This window comes from Chengkuizengella sp. SCS-71B, from assembly GCF_040100845.1.
GTDB lineage: Bacteria > Bacillota > Bacilli > Paenibacillales > KCTC-33759 > Chengkuizengella.
The window spans coordinates 970,688-988,504 of the sequence record NZ_JAZHSH010000001.1 but is presented as its reverse complement, the minus strand read 5'-3'; the positions used below and the strand labels follow the sequence as shown (position 1 = coordinate 988,504).

Annotated in this window: 17 protein-coding genes; all 17 read right to left on the bottom strand. The window is 33.5% G+C overall.

Translation table 11 applies throughout. The features are described from left to right. Positions 1 to 167 precede the first annotated feature (167 nt). A complete protein-coding gene (locus VQL36_RS04830; RefSeq protein ID WP_349248229.1) occupies positions 168 to 503 on the bottom strand; it encodes a hypothetical protein in 336 nt (111 codons plus the stop codon). A gap of 46 nt (positions 504 to 549) precedes the next feature. After that, positions 550 to 1,119, bottom strand: coding sequence for a major tail protein (locus VQL36_RS04825; RefSeq protein WP_349248228.1), 570 nt, complete (start codon positions 1,117 to 1,119; stop codon positions 550 to 552). Then, positions 1,119 to 1,442 carry a hypothetical protein gene (locus VQL36_RS04820; protein WP_349248227.1) on the bottom strand — a complete coding sequence of 108 codons (324 nt, stop codon included), beginning with the start codon at positions 1,440 to 1,442 and terminating at the stop codon, positions 1,119 to 1,121. Before VQL36_RS04820 ends, VQL36_RS04825 begins: the two co-directional genes overlap by 1 nt. Continuing rightward, positions 1,439 to 1,804, bottom strand: a complete 366-nt coding sequence (locus VQL36_RS04815) for an HK97-gp10 family putative phage morphogenesis protein (RefSeq protein WP_349248226.1) — start codon at positions 1,802 to 1,804, stop codon at positions 1,439 to 1,441. The genes VQL36_RS04820 and VQL36_RS04815 overlap by 4 nt, the downstream gene beginning before the upstream one ends. Further along, complete coding sequence (locus VQL36_RS04810) at positions 1,804 to 2,142, bottom strand: phage head closure protein (RefSeq protein WP_349248225.1); 339 nt, start codon at positions 2,140 to 2,142, stop codon at positions 1,804 to 1,806. The genes VQL36_RS04815 and VQL36_RS04810 overlap by 1 nt, the downstream gene beginning before the upstream one ends. Then, positions 2,139 to 2,447 carry a hypothetical protein gene (locus VQL36_RS04805; protein WP_349248224.1) on the bottom strand — a complete coding sequence of 103 codons (309 nt, stop codon included), beginning with the start codon at positions 2,445 to 2,447 and terminating at the stop codon, positions 2,139 to 2,141. The genes VQL36_RS04810 and VQL36_RS04805 overlap by 4 nt, the downstream gene beginning before the upstream one ends. Continuing rightward, positions 2,444 to 2,704 carry a head-tail connector protein gene (locus tag VQL36_RS04800; RefSeq protein WP_349248223.1) on the bottom strand — a complete coding sequence of 87 codons (261 nt, stop codon included), beginning with the start codon at positions 2,702 to 2,704 and terminating at the stop codon, positions 2,444 to 2,446. Before VQL36_RS04800 ends, VQL36_RS04805 begins: the two co-directional genes overlap by 4 nt. Before the next feature lie 14 nt (positions 2,705 to 2,718). After that, positions 2,719 to 3,870, bottom strand: a complete 1,152-nt coding sequence (locus tag VQL36_RS04795) for a phage major capsid protein (RefSeq protein ID WP_349248222.1) — start codon at positions 3,868 to 3,870, stop codon at positions 2,719 to 2,721. Positions 3,871 to 3,872: 2 nt separating this feature from the next. Then, positions 3,873 to 4,613: a head maturation protease, ClpP-related gene (locus tag VQL36_RS04790; RefSeq protein ID WP_349248221.1), complete on the bottom strand. Its 741-nt coding sequence runs from the start codon at positions 4,611 to 4,613 to the stop codon at positions 3,873 to 3,875. After that, positions 4,582 to 5,805, bottom strand: coding sequence for a phage portal protein (locus tag VQL36_RS04785; protein ID WP_349248220.1), 1,224 nt, complete (start codon positions 5,803 to 5,805; stop codon positions 4,582 to 4,584). Before VQL36_RS04785 ends, VQL36_RS04790 begins: the two co-directional genes overlap by 32 nt. 16 nt (positions 5,806 to 5,821) lie before the next feature. After that, a complete protein-coding gene (locus VQL36_RS04780) occupies positions 5,822 to 7,552 on the bottom strand; it encodes a terminase large subunit (RefSeq protein WP_349248219.1) in 1,731 nt (576 codons plus the stop codon). Beyond that, positions 7,530 to 7,844: a P27 family phage terminase small subunit gene (locus VQL36_RS04775; RefSeq protein WP_349248218.1), complete on the bottom strand. Its 315-nt coding sequence runs from the start codon at positions 7,842 to 7,844 to the stop codon at positions 7,530 to 7,532. The genes VQL36_RS04780 and VQL36_RS04775 overlap by 23 nt, the downstream gene beginning before the upstream one ends. A 145-nt stretch (positions 7,845 to 7,989) precedes the next feature. Next, entirely contained in the window at positions 7,990 to 8,304 is a 315-nt protein-coding gene (locus tag VQL36_RS04770) for an HNH endonuclease signature motif containing protein (RefSeq protein WP_349248217.1), read from the bottom strand. Between the two features lie 233 nt (positions 8,305 to 8,537). Next, positions 8,538 to 8,897: a hypothetical protein gene (locus VQL36_RS04765; RefSeq protein ID WP_349248216.1), complete on the bottom strand. Its 360-nt coding sequence runs from the start codon at positions 8,895 to 8,897 to the stop codon at positions 8,538 to 8,540. An 81-nt stretch (positions 8,898 to 8,978) separates the two neighbouring features. Then, positions 8,979 to 9,323, bottom strand: a complete 345-nt coding sequence (locus VQL36_RS04760) for a hypothetical protein (protein WP_349248215.1) — start codon at positions 9,321 to 9,323, stop codon at positions 8,979 to 8,981. A gap of 1,135 nt (positions 9,324 to 10,458) precedes the next feature. Continuing rightward, positions 10,459 to 11,007: a hypothetical protein gene (locus VQL36_RS04755; protein ID WP_349248214.1), complete on the bottom strand. Its 549-nt coding sequence runs from the start codon at positions 11,005 to 11,007 to the stop codon at positions 10,459 to 10,461. 20 nt (positions 11,008 to 11,027) lie between these two features. After that, on the bottom strand, positions 11,028 to 17,813 hold the full coding sequence (locus VQL36_RS04750; protein ID WP_349248213.1) for a S8 family serine peptidase: 6,786 nt from the start codon (positions 17,811 to 17,813) through the stop codon (positions 11,028 to 11,030). Positions 17,814 to 17,817 lie beyond the last annotated feature (4 nt).

Genomic DNA, 17,817 nt, shown 5'->3' with positions numbered 1-17,817 from the left:
TTATAACACCTGGTCAATAAATCCTTTTTGTTCTTGCTGATCCTTTCGGTTATGGTTATTAATATGTACTTCTATCAGTGCGTATATCTTGCGTAATGTACAGTGCCAAAAAGTTTTTTCATCCATATTCAAAAGAACCGTTCCACAATAGTAAAGCCAGTCCCAATCTATTTGCTTTTGGGACTGGCTTGCTTGTTTTTTGAATCATTCGTTTCTGGTAATGAACTTTCAAATGCTTCTGTTATTTTTGACATTACGGTTGACATGTTAGACATATCAATCAGGCTCCCTACTTCCGTTTCTGTTAGATTCTCATGTGCTAATGCTGCATGGAGTAATTTGCGAGTCGCTTTAAAACTCATTTTCTGTAACTGATTAAATGCTTCTTGTATATCACCATAATGTTCTTCCAATTCAACAAGACTGTTCAAATCAAATAATAATTTTCGTTCTTTCCCACCTAATTCAATTTTTACCCCTTTTTGAGTCACGTTCTTTCCCATTTTTAACCCTCCTTATATTAAAAAGAGACTATGAAATCATAGCCTCTTACGCTGTTTCTTTATATACGCCAGTAAACCAATTCATAATCACTGTTGCACTAACACCTGCATCCCCACTCATCACTGTTGCTTTCCATGCGTTGTCAAATTCACGTTTAATGAACTTACCTGTAATGGTGGGTGTTTGATATTCAATAGATTCCCCTTTTGTTTTATAGTTCGCCTCTGGTAATTCAAACTTCCCTTTATACAGCCACACATATTGATTTTGTCCATCGCTTGTAGGTGAATTAAATCCCAGAGCAACATAAGGAGCTTGATCATCAGACTTTTTAATCAATACCCCCTCTGCATTCACTGTATGCCCTAATAGAAATTCCTGCATTTCAGTCGGTAAAGAATCAATATTTAATTCAACTTCAATTTCTCCTAAACTACTATCCGTAGCTGCAGGACCATCATCAGCATATAAAGTCGCTGTGTTCACATTCGGTTTTATTTTCGCTTCAATCGCTAATGCAAGTCGCTTTGGTGTATCATATGTTGTCTCAGTTTCATTGTCAGTCAACATTTCAGCAACATGAATATTTTTTAAACCAATAATAATTGCACTCATTAAATTTCCCCCTTAAATCGTATTACTTTGTGAAAAATACCTGTTTCTTTTTCATATAAATCTGCTTCGCTTGTTCTTGTAAATCCATTTGATTTCATAGCCTGTTTTACTTGGCTTACTATGTCTGTATAATCTGTATTGCTCCATACATCCACTTGAATAAAGTGTGCTGTTCTTTGTTCTTCATCATCAGCATTGAGTCGTGATTTTTGGTTATATTCAAAAAATGTAATGTATGTTTTTTCATCACCAAAATAAGTTTGAAAGTTCACAGGTAAACCAATGTTTTTTAGAGCATTGATGATGATTGAGTTAATACTCATAACCCTAATCCTCTTTTAATAACCTCAGACATTGTACTTTCAATTTGACTTTTACTTGCTTCAAAAGCAGGTTGAGCAAAAGGTTGAGGACTTATTTTTGATGTACCGAACTCCAAAAAATGAGCATAAAAAAAGTCCTGTTTAGGACCCACACCTAACTTTCCCTCTTTAATTGATGAGATAATGATATGATCTACTAAATGTTCTTTGTTTAAAGTAGATCTTGGTGCTAATTCTTCCATTTTTGCTCTTAGAACCCCTGCTCCTGCTTTTAAAGCTTCATCTGCAACCTCTTGACTTTGATTCCCCATTTTCTCTAAGTTTTTTAGTACATCTTTCATTCCTGTCAATTCAAATCCCATCACATCACTTCCTTTGCAATGATAGTCAAAGTTTTATTTTTCATGTCGTCATTTGTAACAGATTCAATGTCATAATAGTGCTCTTTAAGTTTGACTCTCATTTTTGTATTTATTTCATCCCTAGTGTAACGAATAACAAATCTCACTGTATTTTCAGCATGAACACTTGCAGCTTGATAAAATTCTTTTCCTTTCATTGTTTTAATCATAGCCCAAACCGTTTTAACATCTGTCCACGTCTTAGGATCATCATCAGGTAAAGGAAATCCGTTATCATTCATTGCATTTTCATCAAATTTTTGAATGGTAATCCTTTGATTTAATTGTCCTGGGTTCATAACAGAGATTCTCCTAGCAGAGATTCAATATGTTTTAAGACTGTCGTTCTGTTCTTGCCAGATGATTCAGTATCAAATAGTTCTCTTAATTCTGCTTTTGTAAGTTCTTCTGTAATTGAATCTAATACCTCACTGACATTGTTATCTAAAATATGATCTGGATCATCATTGACCTCTACTGCTATAAACCCACCATTGTTTAATTCTGCTGCTCTTTCCTTGTTTGCTTCGTATAAATCACCCATTTTATATTGTTTTTTAGTGATTTTATCAATAAAACCCCTTATTACAACGTAATTTTTCACTCATTTTCACCCCATTCTTTCAGTTGCAAGAGTATCCCTTGAAAAGCAAAGTTCAGTTTTTCCATCTTTTGACTCGGATCACGATTTTCATAATGAAGTGTAACGTATAGCATTACTGCTAACTTGTATAATTTACTCTCTGACTCTGGAACGCCAGCATTTGTTAAATATTCTTCAGCAGCATCAAGTAAAAGAGTGAGGATTACGTCATCCTCACTCCCATCGATTCTTAGATATTTTTTTAATTCCTCAAGCATCATTTAGGGTCCTATTAAGCTTCAGGAACAATTTTTGCAATACGAAATGCTGATTTCAGCTTGATTTGATGATCAAACCACGCTGTTACTACAAATTGTTCAATGCCCGTTTTTACATCTTTATCTCTATCATAAAGTGCATCTAAATCATAATTGAAATGCGAATAATTAAAATCTCCTACTACTGGATGAATGGCGGAGTCACAAAATACCACTGGCTTTCCGAGAACCTGTTCAGGTTGTGCCGCAAATAAAGTAGCACTTCCATTAGCAAGCTCTTTTATAATGTTTTTGTAATCTTGATAACGCATAACAATCGTTGCATTTTCTCGATAATCTTCATGAAGGTCTGCAATCGCATCTGTTATAGCCTCATACATATTTCCTGCTTCCTTCTCAATAATGGAAACGCCATAAAAAGACATATGCTCTTCTCCTGCTTTTGGTGTTGTAGCAAAAGCAACTTTCTTCTCTTTAGCTGCAACACCTGATTGTAAACTCATTTCAACATTGGATACTAAATTCGTATCCGTACCGTTGAGAACTGTTTCAGAGACCCCAGCCAATACTTTAAATTTATGACGATTAAAAGAAACGACATCTCCATCGGCTTTTAACTCTTTTGCTGTTTCTTCATCATTAATGAAATCATCATCATCTAAAGTAAAGCTTAATTTGGGAATTTCTAAATTTGGAATTTGAGTAATCATCGATAATTCACGAAGTTGATTTTTAACAAAAGGTTCGACTAAAATTTCACTGGAAACTGTTTTCGGCAAAAACTTATTTCCACCTGTTGAATCGTTATCTCCAAGTGCATTAAAAACATCTTTAGAAACTGATTGCTTGCGCATAGTTGCACGAATTAATTCAGCTTTTGCACCTGTTAATCTGGCTTTTGGATCTTCACTTTCTAAACCTGGATTTAAAGATGAGTTATTCTTCATTCTTGCTTGTAAATTAGCTTTTTGCTCTAATTCTAACTCATCATGTTGCTCTTGTAACAAATCAAATCTTTCTTTCAAGTCCTTTTTTTGGCTTTTTAAACTCTGTATATCCTCAATAGGTACAGTTGGATTCGCTGCCTTTGCTGAAATATCCCCCTCTATTTTTTTTAACTCGCTTCCCACTGTCGCTATACTTGCTTTCAATTCATATAATGTCATGTTTATATCCCTCCAAGGATTAAATTTAATTTTTGAATACTCGCTTCTGCTTCTTCTTTTAACTGTTGTCTTACCTGTTTTTCTTCGTCTGAAATGTCCAAATCAGTTGTTTTATTTGCTAATTCTAGTAGATTTTTAGGTGTGTTTTTGTATTTTGCAAAAAAATCACAATGAACACTAGCAGCGATATTCTTTTCTTCTTCTATCACGTCACATAACCCATAGTCGTAACACTCTTTAGCAGATAACCACGTTTCGGCATCCAACATACTCATTAACTTGTCTCTGTCTAATTTCTCACCTGTTTTTGCAAGATAAGAAATCACCATACTCTCTTGAGCTTTATCTAAATCATCAGCTTCTTTTCTTAGATCAGATGCATTTCCCATAGCAAATGTCCAAGGATTATGAATCATCATCATCGCGTTTTCGGGCATAAAAATAGTATCGCCTGCCATTGCGATGACACTTGCGATACTCGCTGCTATTCCATCGATATGAATATTTATTTTTGCTTTATGCCTTTTTAAGATGTTATAGATTGCATTCCCTTCATATACTGATCCACCAGGAGAATTCATATAAATGTTTAAGGTCTTTATGTCACCTAAACGATCTAAATCCTCTTTAAAACATTTTGCTGTCGTGTCTGATTCATCCCATTTATACGATGTGATCTCACCGTATATCTGTATTTCACCCATAGTATGATCAATTGCTTTTACTTTCCAAAACTTCTCCATTATCCTTCACCCCCTTTCGTTGTGATGGATCCATTTCCAAAGGATACATATCTCCACTCACCCATAATTCATCTGCTTTACCACCACGTGGGGGTAAGTCTTCCCACCTTCGAACTTCATCCCTACTTAGCCACCCATTACGTAGTCCGTTATGATATAATGCTGCTCTTGCTGCTGTATCTCCCCTTAATAATGCCCCTACATTAAACTTAAAGTAATAACCTCTGTCTCTTTCATCTTTATTAAGCAATTTACGATCAAACTCTTGTTCATATTGACGAACAATAGGCATTAATGTGAGCTGAACAAAGACACGCATTAACTGCTCACTACTCGAATAACTTTGACCCTCGGTATCATTTAAAAAGGTAACTGGTACATTAAAAACATTAGCCACACGTGAACGTGTAATCTTTTCAGATGTAAATGTATCTGCAGGAATGTATTTTCTTTGGATCTCATTGATCTCAACACCAGGTTCTTGAAATAAAATACCCCCATTGTCTTGATAAAAGCGTTTAAAATCTTCTATGACTTTTTGACGCTTATCATGATCCACATTTGCATCGTACTTTAAGATGAAAGAGTTTGAAGCACTTTGCATTTCATTTAGACTAAACTCACGAACTGCTTTGTCATATTCACTGGTATTCGCGAGGACCTTAATGGGATTTATTCCCTTTAGATTTCCAGATCCAACGATATGTTTTAAATGCAAGATATCTAGGTTGTGAAAGTAATAAGTTTTATCACCGATCACCTTATACCACAATTCGTTACTATCCCTATTGAATATAGGTTCTACATATGCTGATATTAACGGAGTGAGGCGTGAAACTTGTCCTCGAATATCTCGTTCAATCACTGCATAAGCATTTCCTGTTTCATTTCTCATGGTTTCCATGTTTCGTATAAACTCAAATGAACTCATATAAGAATTAGGTGAGTTCATCAATACATCTGATGCTGAGTTAGATACCGTGTCATAGCTCTGATGTAGCTTTAAGGGTAGCGAGGCCATACTATTTGATAGTCTTGATACAACACTAAAAATGGTTTCATTATTCGCAAGTTGGGAATTATCTGAACCCCAAAAAGTACGTCCAAACCAACTTGAAAAATCAAAACCCTCCCCTTTCCATCCTTCAATCGCTCCACTAATGGCACCCTTGATCTTTTTAACCCATTTCACAAAATCACCACCTTTCTTAATTCATTAGGTCCTTCATTGATACCACATTTATTTTTCCGTCACCTTTAGGTGCAACCATCATTTTCATCACTTCTGAATGCGCATTTAAAAAGGCCGCAAAACCGTCAATTTTACGGTAGCGACCTTGCTTTTTAGGCAACCAACTTCCATTATCATTTTTCTTTAACTGCACGTTATTAATGTACCATCTGAATAGCTTATTTTGATTAAATATTACTTTTCCATCAATAAACATAGCTTCTAAATCTCTTAAAACAGGGGTTAAAGTCAAAGCTCCTTGTCTAACCACTTCAGTTTTAAAGCCAAAATTCTCAAGGTCCTTGATGATTCGAAAGGCTTTGGCCGGATCATACATTATTTTTTGGATAGAGTAGATCTCAGAATGCCTCACAAACCATTCATATATAAGTTCCAACTTGATGTATTCCTCATCAACAATGGTCAAAAGACCTTGTTCTGATAACCCTAAATAATCAATTTTCTCATTATTTGCTAATACTTTTTTTCTAGGTAACCAAGAATGAGATAGTACAAAAACCTCACCTGAATCAAGAGGAAATTCGAGACAGACACTTGTGAAATCTTCTGATTCTGAAAGGTCGAAACCTCCAACACATGACATTCCTTTTAAAGTTTCAATACCCATGATTTTATGATTTCGTTGAATGACCTGGTAATCTAAATAGGACTGTTCATCTGATTTTACAAATATATTAAACCGCTTTGTTATAAAGTCATTCTTTTCTGCAGGGATACGTTTCGCTTTTTCCCAATCCTCGATCATATCTTGTAAATGGATGGATATACCGAGGTTAGGATTAGCCTTGATCCACATTTCAGGCTTTTCAAACTCCCTTTCACCATCTAAACTAGCAAGATAATAAAAGGTTCGTTCATCTTCTATAAGACCATTCAATACATCGACACCTTGTTCATAATAATCTACTAACGGTCCATCTAACTGATAGCCAGCGGTAGTTATATAAATTAATAAAGGTTGTTTCCTGCTTCCTCTCGAGTTTTTAATGACATTTATTAATTTGTAGTCCTTATATTCATGGATTTCATCAAAAATACCGAGGTGAGTATTCAACCCATCCAATTTATCACTATCCGTTGCTTGTGGTTCTATTTTTGAAAAGGTTTTATCATAATGAATAGCATCCCTTAATGTCCTAAACCTTTTCTTTAATTGAGGTGAAGATCCAATCATTTTCTTAGACTCATCAAACAATAATTTAGCTTGTTTCATTGAATTTGCTAATAAAATAACGTCTGCACCGTTCTCTTGATCTTTACTGCAACCATAATTTGCGGTTCCTGAGATCATAGTAGTCTTTCCGTTTTTCCTGCCCACAAAAATGATACATTCTTTAAATCTTCTTACGCCTGTATCTTTGTGAATCCACCCATACGTGGAACCTAAAACAAAATGTTGCCAAGGCTGAAGTATTAACTGTTTAAAATCACCTTTTGATGGTTTGCAGAAACTTTCAATAAAACGTATGGGTCTATGTCCTATTTTTTCTATAAAAATGTATGGAAAATCGCTATTTTTTGCCCTTTTAAGGTCATTTAAATGCCTCTCACAAGCTAAAATAACCTCTTTTGAGGCTACTATTTTTTCAGAAACAACTTGTTCTGCATACCAAGTAGTTAGAAGTGATTGAGCAGGTTTTATGAGCACATTGAGAGCCCCTGTATTAGAAATCTTCGAAGTCGTCATCTTCTTCATTCACCACTTTCTTACGTTGAGCTGGAGTTAATCCAAGCGACTTTAAAAGGTTGTTCAAAGTTTGCACCGTCTTAGTCAGCTCAATGGATAGGGGGTTTTTGATAAGGTTAGTAGCCCCTGCTTTATTCGTGTGTTCATACATCAAGTCAGAGTCCTTCACTTCCTTTTGCAACCTCCTATAAAATTGGTGTGTTTCAATATAAATCTTAATTAATTCCTCGTCAGATTCTTCATAAGAATCACCTAAATATTCACGTATTTTTTTAGCAGTAGGTACAGCCATTTTTTTGTTACCCCCCTTTCATGAAAATTTTTTCTGCGGTGTAAACGAAGCTGCCCGCCCGGTCTAGCTTTCTTAGTTTTTTGTGTTTAGTAGTAGGGGGGGCTATGCACAGTAAATACACGTAATTTTCAATGTTATCTCCTCCTTATATCACTTCTTCATTTGCCTTTACTTCTATTACTTTGATTCTCCTTGTCCTCTTCTTTCTCTGCTCCTTCTTCCCTTTCTCTGGATGTTCTTTATTATGGCACGACGAACAAACACTTAATAGATTATCCATATCTAATGCTTTATCTGGATAATCTTCTAAGTGTTCTTTATGGTGGACAATATCAGCAGATCTAATTTTTTTTTGTTTTAAACAGATTTGGCATAAGTGATTATCCCGATTTAATACAAGTAGTCTACAATCTTTCCATGTTTGACTATCGTAGAATTTTTTCTTGTCTGTTTTGTCCATGCATTATCTTATCACCTTTCAAACAAATTGTATTTGTTTGAAATCCCCTCTCTATAAGACTTTGAGACTGAACGAAAATAAAATAATTGAACTATTCTAAACTCTCGTTTGTAAATTAAAATGGATTTTTTATGGAAACTAAAATCAAGGAAATTAAAAGAACCACAAACAATGTACTGATCATTACTTGTAGTCCTTAATTAAAATTGTATATTAGGAATTATTCATATATCTTAAATATTTAATTGAGTTTCTACAATATTTACACATTTAATTAAATGTTGTTTTAATTCCTCAATGCTTCTACAACTTTCTTTATACAGAGGCTCTTCCCAATTATATTCTTTAATTAAATAAATAATAAACTTACCATTAATATCGGTACAAGGGTACCAGCCGATATCAATTGTATACTTATTCAAAAATCTAACTTGAAACATATCTTCTTTCAAATTATCTGCCTGTTTTTCCAATGGTAATTTTGTATCAATTTGGAAATCATCATAAACAATGTTTCCATTTTTAAAATTAATATCATCGAACATTAAATCCCTTCCTTCTGTTATTTTGTTAATTTTTAAAATCTTCCTCATACAAAAAAACCTCAAAGAAGCATTGAACTCCCTTAAGGTTGAAAGTATTTATGATGTAATTTAGAAATCAAGAACATTTTTCTATATTGTTAGGTTTCCTTTTTCGAATTCCTTAATAATCATCTTTGCTTTAAAACCTACACCTTTAGGTTCAGTAACCGATTTTTTTAATACATTTCTTGCAAGATCAGGATTAAATGATAAAACATGGAATGCAGCACCAACCCTGACATGACCATTTTCATGAGATAATAACTTTATTAGTTCCTGGCGACCTAATTCACCATGACCTTTGATCTGCTCGAAGAATTTAGATCTTAGCTTATAATGCTTATTTGCAAGCTTATAATTTCCCTCCTCACTTTCTTTTCCATGAATTATTGTTGAATTAACATATTTTTTAATTATATCGTCTAATGTATCCATGTGTTACTCCTCCATCCTATTTATTCAAAGGGGGTAAATATCTAAACTGAACCATCATTTTGATCTATAACAATTCTTTCTCCACCTCTACCAACATCTCTTATTTTGAGATTAATATCATATTCTCTATATGGGGTCCTACCAACAAAACGCGGAAAACATACGCTAAGCAAATTTCAATATGATAAAACCGATTTTTCCAACGCTAAGGAATCATCGGCTTTTATTTTTCCCAAAAAAGAAGAACCACAAGCGAGGTTAGTTCACCTGTGGTTAAAGGTATTTCTATTAGTTATAACATGACGCTGATATTTTCTTATCATTAAAGAAGAATGAAAATTATTATAATTGTTTGATAGGATTGCACTACATTATGATATCATAAGTTTAAAATATATAAATCACTCGTCCTTTAGAAAATGAATTAGATAACACGTAACATTATAAATAATACCGATAATTGTAATTATAAGCGGAAGATATAAATCTAAATGAAAAGTTTCTCTAGCTGTGTAAACAGTTACTTTAAAATATGAAAGATTTAAATCGTTAATTGTGTTATTAGTATCAATGCTAAGCAGTATACTCTTGAAGTCACTGAACAAACCTGTGCAAGCAGTTAATATTGCACTCATAAAAATTAAATTGATAATAATTAGATCTTTTTTGTTTTTCCCCATATTTTATTTGTGCACCTACATTCTAAATTAAATTCCTTGCTTATTTTTAAAACTTTCATTTATTTACCTTATTCATCATATATAAATATCCCTTCTTATTCCAATGGAAATATGTTACTTTTAAAGTTTGTTAGACCTTAAAGAGAATCAAAATAACCTTTCCTAGTCAAAAGGTTTAAACTTGAAATATAACTATACTCTCTAAATTAAAGAATATAACTTGTACTATAAAGGGTGAATCGAGATAATAACGGAATTTTGATAAAAAGATGAGTGATGGGTCTAGAAATACATAAAAAATCAAGTGTTTATGAATCAATCTTGGATCATCCCCTAAACGATCGTTTAGGGGACTTACATATAAAAAACTTAAGAGAGCAACTGTATCCTCTCTTAAGTTTCTTTTAAATAGTTAAAGAATCAATTTGGCTAATTTAAAATTTCTATCAATAACTTTATTCTTTTTTCAAGTCAGCAAATGTGTCGATGTAATATCCTTGATATCCATTAAATCCAAGGTCCTCGTTCTTCTCATTCAAAGATTCGATCGTTTTATTTGGACTTCCAAAGTTTTTCTGTAAGAATCTATTGACGTCTTGATGATTGCCTTCCTCTAAGACAAAAGTAAGGCAATCATCATAATTATCAGGAATGTACATCGGATTTCCTAAAACACTTGATAATTCATAACATATATTTCTTAGCCACATTTGAGCTTCTTTATTAGATATAAAGGTACTCCACCTAATAACATGATGTAAACTACATAAATATTGACCAAAGGTGAGCTCCAAAAAATTAGGTCCTATTACAGTAACAAATCCACCAATATTAAAATCCAGTTCACTATAGGCTTCTGGCAATTCCCACTTGCTGTGAGAATTCTCATAGACTATATTATTCAAATAAACCATCTGGCCATTATTATTTATAGTATCTGGTATAGCCTTAATTTCATTAAAATTATACGAATGTGTAAACATCGCATTAAAATTGACTCCCAAGCATATTACCTCCAATAATATTAATAAATGGCATTTGAATTAAATTCAGGTTCTAGTTCCCCGACATTGTGATAATAAATTCCATCTGTTGTCCATATTTGTATTTCTGTATTATCCTCTATACTATATCCATTTTTTTGAGCGTAGTATACACCCATATAAACTACATCAAAAATATCTATAAGGTTATAATCATCTCCATATTTTTGGGCATCAATTATAATAGTATTGGCTCCTTGGCTAATCCCTTTAGCTGCATTTGTTGCACCTGTATTTGAGTTAAAGTTATCTCCCCCTAATGTTTTAAGTTCAAATAAAAACTCGCCGTTAACTAAATAATCAGGGGTTCTAGTTCCATTACTCCCATCATTTTTTTCTTTGAGATGCATAACATCATATCCTATTTTAGCTAATTGTTCAGCGACTTCTCTTTCTGCACCATTAGCAGTTGCTCCAGCTTCAAACGATATAGCCCCAGCTGAGTCAGCTTTTTCCCTTTCTTTAAACTCAATGCCAGTTAAATGAAGAAACTCTTCATCGTTAATATCCTCTTCAAAATAAGCCTCAACAATGTTTGCAACTCCCCACGACTTATATCTATATAAAAAATAAAAGTAAGATGGATCTATTCCTTTAATCCTATGACCACTTGGATCTTCATACTTCAATGGATTATTATGTACATACGTATACAAATTCAAACTAAGCGGATTATTAATCTCCCCTTCATACGTATCCTCAGTAATAAATCTACCCATGGATGGATCATAGTATCTTGCACGTAAATAGATCAATCCAGATTCTTCATCATAGATTTCACCTGTATATAAGAATGGGTTATCAAAGGTTTTTGTTTCATGACTAGTTTCAGTTAAAACATTACCCCAGATGTCGTAGTCATATTCTTTTAGAACATCTTTACTACCATCTCCTGCGATGACTTTAACCACATCACCATGACCGTTATAGAAGTAATATCCACCAAGACTAGATGTCATATCTTCTCTATATAATAACTGATTTCCCCAAATGTTTCTTGCTGTTGGGTTTCCTTCTTGATCTAATTCTTCAATGACATTTCCTTGGAAGTAAATATATCTTGTAAAGTCACCATCTTGACTTTCTTTAGTTGCACGTAGTCCACCTACATAATATTGATATGTAGTTACCTCATCATTTTCTTTAAAGGTACTTAATTGATTTAGTGCATTATACGTAAATTCTCTTGGACCTAATGGAAGTTTCATTGTTCCTTCCATTGTTTTACGGTTTCCTTTTTCATCATACGTGTAGGTTTGGATACCTTCCACTACATCCTCTTGAATGATTCGATTTAGATCGTCATATTGATACTTACTAATTTCACCGTTTTGATTGATGGATTCAATATTACCAAGTCCATCATATCCAAAAGATTCAGCCCAAGTAATACTTCCAGTATCTTTTTGTTCATGAGAAATGATTTCTCCAAATGGATTCATATCCGTTTGGAATCCCATGGATAAGGCTTCATAATTTAGTGATGAAGAAGTGCCATCTGTAGAAATGGTATAGTCATAGTCTCCCATCAATTGACCGTCATAAGAAACGTTTTGAATGCGACTTAAATTGTCATGCGTATAATCTACTTGTTTTAAATCTGGATAAACTAAAGCTTCTAGTCTATCAAAATCATCATAGTTAAAGGTATAGGTGTTCCCAGCGATTTCTTGTGTGTTTAATCGTTTCCACTCATCATACGTATAGGAAAGAGTTTGCCCTTCACTATTTGAAAGCTCTGTTGGCAATCTTGTTTCTGGGTCATACGTATAGTCTTCCCATAATACTTCTTGGCCAGTGTTATCTGTCACCGTCATATGTTCAACTTCGTTATATGGGCTATACGTATACGTAAACGTTTGACCTTTTTTATCTACAAATGTTTCAATTAGACCTTTGTTATTATACGTATAAGTTTCTTGATCTCCTGATGGAGAAGTTTCAGTTAACAACCACCCAACTTCGTTATATGTTTTCGTAACTTCAGGCTCAGTTTTGTCATTGATATAGTATTCTACCACTTGTCCTAGTGGGTTATATACATACTTGTATGTTTGCCCAAGATCATCCTCTAAGAAGATTAGGTTTCCTTTTCCATCATAACCGTATTGATTCGTTTGTGTTTTTCCTTCAGAAGTGACGGATGCCTCTAGTAATTGACCTAAAGATGAATATTGATTTGTTGTGATTCTTTCTTTATTTCCATTGACATCTCGTTCAACAAACTTTACTAGATTTCCACTGACATCAAAGTAGGAGATTTCTTCTTTTCCGTTAGGATAGACTACTTTGGTTGTTTGTTGAAGGGTACTATATCCATCAGCACCTTGAACCGTATTGGCATAATAATATCTTGTAATATTGCCTTCAGCATCCTCCATGCTCATGACACGATTTAAGTTATCATACGTATAACTGGTTCCCAATTCGCTATTTCCATAAGGTTTTGTTGCATCTGTAATGATGCCATCATTAGATTCAATTTCATTCATCACTCTAAATACTTCATTTACTTTTCTAACTTGTTTTACGTTTAAGCCAAATGGAGTGTAAAAGCTCTCGATTTGCTCACCATCAGGTGTATTTACTGTTACTTTTCTTTCATCGTCTAAGTAACCTGCGGTTGTGGTTCGAATATCTCCACCAACTGGGACTTGACTATATGATGTAATGCGATCTAGGTAATCATAATCATATTCGACTTCACTTGTATCTGGATAGATGATTTCTCTTAAGTTACCATCGTTATCATAATCATATTGAACGGTTAAAGATATCGGGCTTAATCCTTCTTCAAGAGTAACTTTTGTAGTTTCAGTTTTTAATTTTGCATCATCAGTGTACGTAAAGTCTTTTTCCGTTATCAATTGTTCCACGTCAAATTGATCTCCAGAGGCATAGATATCCATAGAAGTTAATAATTCTTTACCATCATATTGAACATCTGTTTTAAAAACATCGGTTTTTTGAAGCGATGGCTCGAATGGATCTTGATAAGTGTATGTTTCAGTAGTGAAATCTGGCATATAATCATTATAGTTAACTTGCTTTAAATAAGTTGTTAGACCATCTACTGAATTCACCGTTAACTTTGAAAGCTGATGGAAATTCTCATCATCATATTCATACATTGTTACGTTTCCTAAAGGATCAATTTCTGTTGTTATTTCTCCATAAGTATCATATTCTAAAGTACTGGTCTGCATATTGATTTGTTCTGAAGAAACAGGTAGAACAGGATACTGTACATTCTTTTGAGTCAAAGGATATCTAAATTTAATACGTCTGTCTGCAAAACGTTCTACTACATCCCAATAATCTGGTATTTGATCAGAATATTGATGAATTTTTGACGGTCTGAAGTAATCATCATCGTACTCATATGCCGTTACAACATCTGTGTTAGACAAATAGGAAGTTCCATCTTCAGAAAATAATAATTCACTTTCTTTTGAATCTCTAATCCATGAGAATTCTAACAAAAATCTTTTTCCATGATTTCCATAATGATAAAAAGTGGTTTCCCCAGTTGAATCCTGAACATTCTTGATCGTTTGTTTATCTCCGAAACGTGAAGTATATCCTAGAATTCTATCATTGTCGTATCGATCAAATTTCCAATATTCCTTAAAGTTATATCCATGATCCATATGTTCATTAGAGTAAGTTTCATAATTCACTTTCGATTGCGAATCTTCTTCATATGAATACAATACTCGATTCACAGCATGGAAAGAAATATGTTGTAAGCCAAATTCATCTAAAAATAATCTTGTCGTATTTCTAAGCTCCTCAGCAATTCCAACTTCATCATAACCATCATGTTCAACTGACCAAAGAGGATTATATTTATCATAAACAAATTGAAGAGTAGTTCCATTATTAAAATTTATATTTTTTAATAATAAATAAGGAAGTTCTGCAAAATCATATAGTTGTGCGTCATAAATGTCTCCGAGTTCATATGTTTCACCATCTTCAGCCCAGTATGCTAACCACTCACCATATTCCTCATTTTCATCTCTCGATAAAGGTCTACCTTGAAATGAAGAATAATATCTATACCCATCCGTAGGAAGTATTAAGTTAAAGTCTGCCATTGTACTTGAATCGATAGCGTAGTAATCATACGTCTCTAAAACATTGCCACTTCCATCTTTGACAGTGTTAAGTTGCCAAAAAGAAATGCTTTCTGTTGTTAAATCATTAGGATGATCATCATTTGTTTTTTCCTTATAAGTAATTGTCTTAGTTCTTTTAGTCGTTTCATAATTAATTTCTTCAATAATATTACCTGCACTATCCTTAGCTTCGATTTTGGAGACAACAAGATCAGCGTCTCTATAAATCTTGACTGTTCTATCTAGTTTATCTGTTATGATAATATCATTATTAACGTACTCATAGTTTATAACCATGTTATTAATGTGACTATACTTTTGAATAATTCGTCCTTGATCATCGAAATCGTACAAGGTATTACCTATTCCTAATGTATATATCTCTATATCAAAACCTAACATATTATCGATGTAATTATCAGGGCCATTCTCAAAATCGAATTTCTGTCTATAGCCATTCGCTCTTACTTCTAGAGAAACTTCATTCACATATGGGTAGTCTATTAATTCCATCTTTGGAGAACCATTAATATCGGTTAAATGAAACTCATATGAACTACCATCATCTACTGTGAAAACCATTTTAAATGAAGGTTCATCAGAGTCAAACACATAGCTGCTTTCATATATTTCTTTACCATCACTATCCGTAGTCAAATAATTAATATCATGAACGATCTTACCTTCAATATCGCGATCGATTTCCAAAAAAGGTAGGTTCAAGCTCCATCCATTAGCAATGAATCCATTTTTCACTTCTTCAGTATCAAAAGGAATTGAATAGTTTTCACCACTTCTTGATTCTGGCTTCATTAATTTACTATCTAAAGAGTTATATTGTCTTTTTAATATAAAATCAAAGCCGTTTATTCCAGGTAAATAAATATCTGCTACACTTCTATTTGCTGTTCGGTATAATGAGTCAACGTATTGATCAGATTTAATGTCAAAATTATAGGTACTGTTAAATTCAGTGAAAGTATACTCTTCTAAAGCAGAAATAGACATCATTTCATTTAACTCAGCTACTCTATTCACATTTAATTTCTTTTTTTGAGATGTGTTTAACTCTTCAATGTATGCTTCCCGATCTAAATCGAGTCTATATTGAGTAATAGCTGTTGGAAGTAATTCTTCTAACAACTCATAATCTTCTAAACTCAAGTCAGAAATTTTTGCATTAACTAGTTCTGTATCCAATTCAATGAATTGAACTAAATCTTCATCATCTAACTGATCCATATATGATGGATCAAAATAAGCAGTAATTAATAATAAATCTCCATTTAATTGAGGAACAGTTACATTCTCTTTTGAAGGAATTCCTTTTATTCCTATATTGGGAGTCGGCATCTCTGTAATTTCTTCAAATTCTTCTGTTTCTTCTACATCAATCGTTTCATCAGTTTGTTCATCTGTTGTTTCATCTAATTCAGTTTCCTCTTCTTCAACTACATCATCTTCAGTTAGTTCATCTTCATGTATTAATCCTAATGCTTTTTCTACATTGATGAGACCATAACCATATTCATGTGCATCCCCTAGTGGTGTTGCTGTGTTATACAGTTTATTTTTAATCTCTTCTGAAGATAATTTTTTATCTGTGGACCAAATGAGAGCTGCTGCACCTGTGACATGAGGAACGGCCATCGATGTTCCTGTCATTTCACCATATTCTCCATTTTGTAAAGTACTTAAGATGTCAGAACCTGGTGCAACTAGGTCCAGTTCTTCTCCTGTACTTGAATAACTGGCTCTTTCTAAATTCTCATCCACAGCTCCTACCGAAATAACTTCAGGGAATAAGGCTGGATATTGTATAGTTTGAGTTCCTTCACCTGCATTTCCAGCTGCACCAATGATCAAAATGCCTTCTTCATCTGCATCTTGAATCACTCCATGAAGAGCTCTGCTGTAGGCTTGTCCCCCAAAACTCATAGAGATAATATCCATCTTTTGATCAATTGCCCATTGGATTCCTTCTATGACTTGTGCATAAGAGCCGTTTCCATCTTCATTAAGGACCTTCACCCCATAAAAGTCCACTTCAGGAGCAACCCCAACAACACCCATTTCATTATCAAGTGCAGCGACGGTTCCTGCAACATGTGTACCATGTCCATGATCATCATCATTAAAAGATTCACTTTCCACAAAGGAAATGCCATCTTTCATCTTTAAATCTGGATGTTCTGAGATTCCCGTATCTAAAATGGCAACCTTAATGTTTTTACCATCCATACCATTTTCATGAACAAGTTCACTACTAATAGCATCAATTCCCCAAGGAATCAACTGATCATTCTCTTCTATTTCTTTCTTTTTTGGTTTATCTACGGATGCAACTTCTACCACTACATTTTCTTCTACAAATAAAACCTCATCATTACTAGCTACTTCTAATAACTCTGTTTCGGTTAACATTGCTACAATGATTTCTTTGTTTTTCGTTTTGATTTTTTTTATCTTTTTATCTTTTAATTTTTGCTCCTTAAATTCATCTGCTAAAACGTCTTTATGTAAACCTATTAAATATGAGTTTTGAGATTCTTCCCCTTCTAGTAATTCACTTGGATTTGCATAGGCTAGATTTGAAAAAATCATAGTAAAAACACATACAAATATAATAATTTTTTTATAATTCACTCTG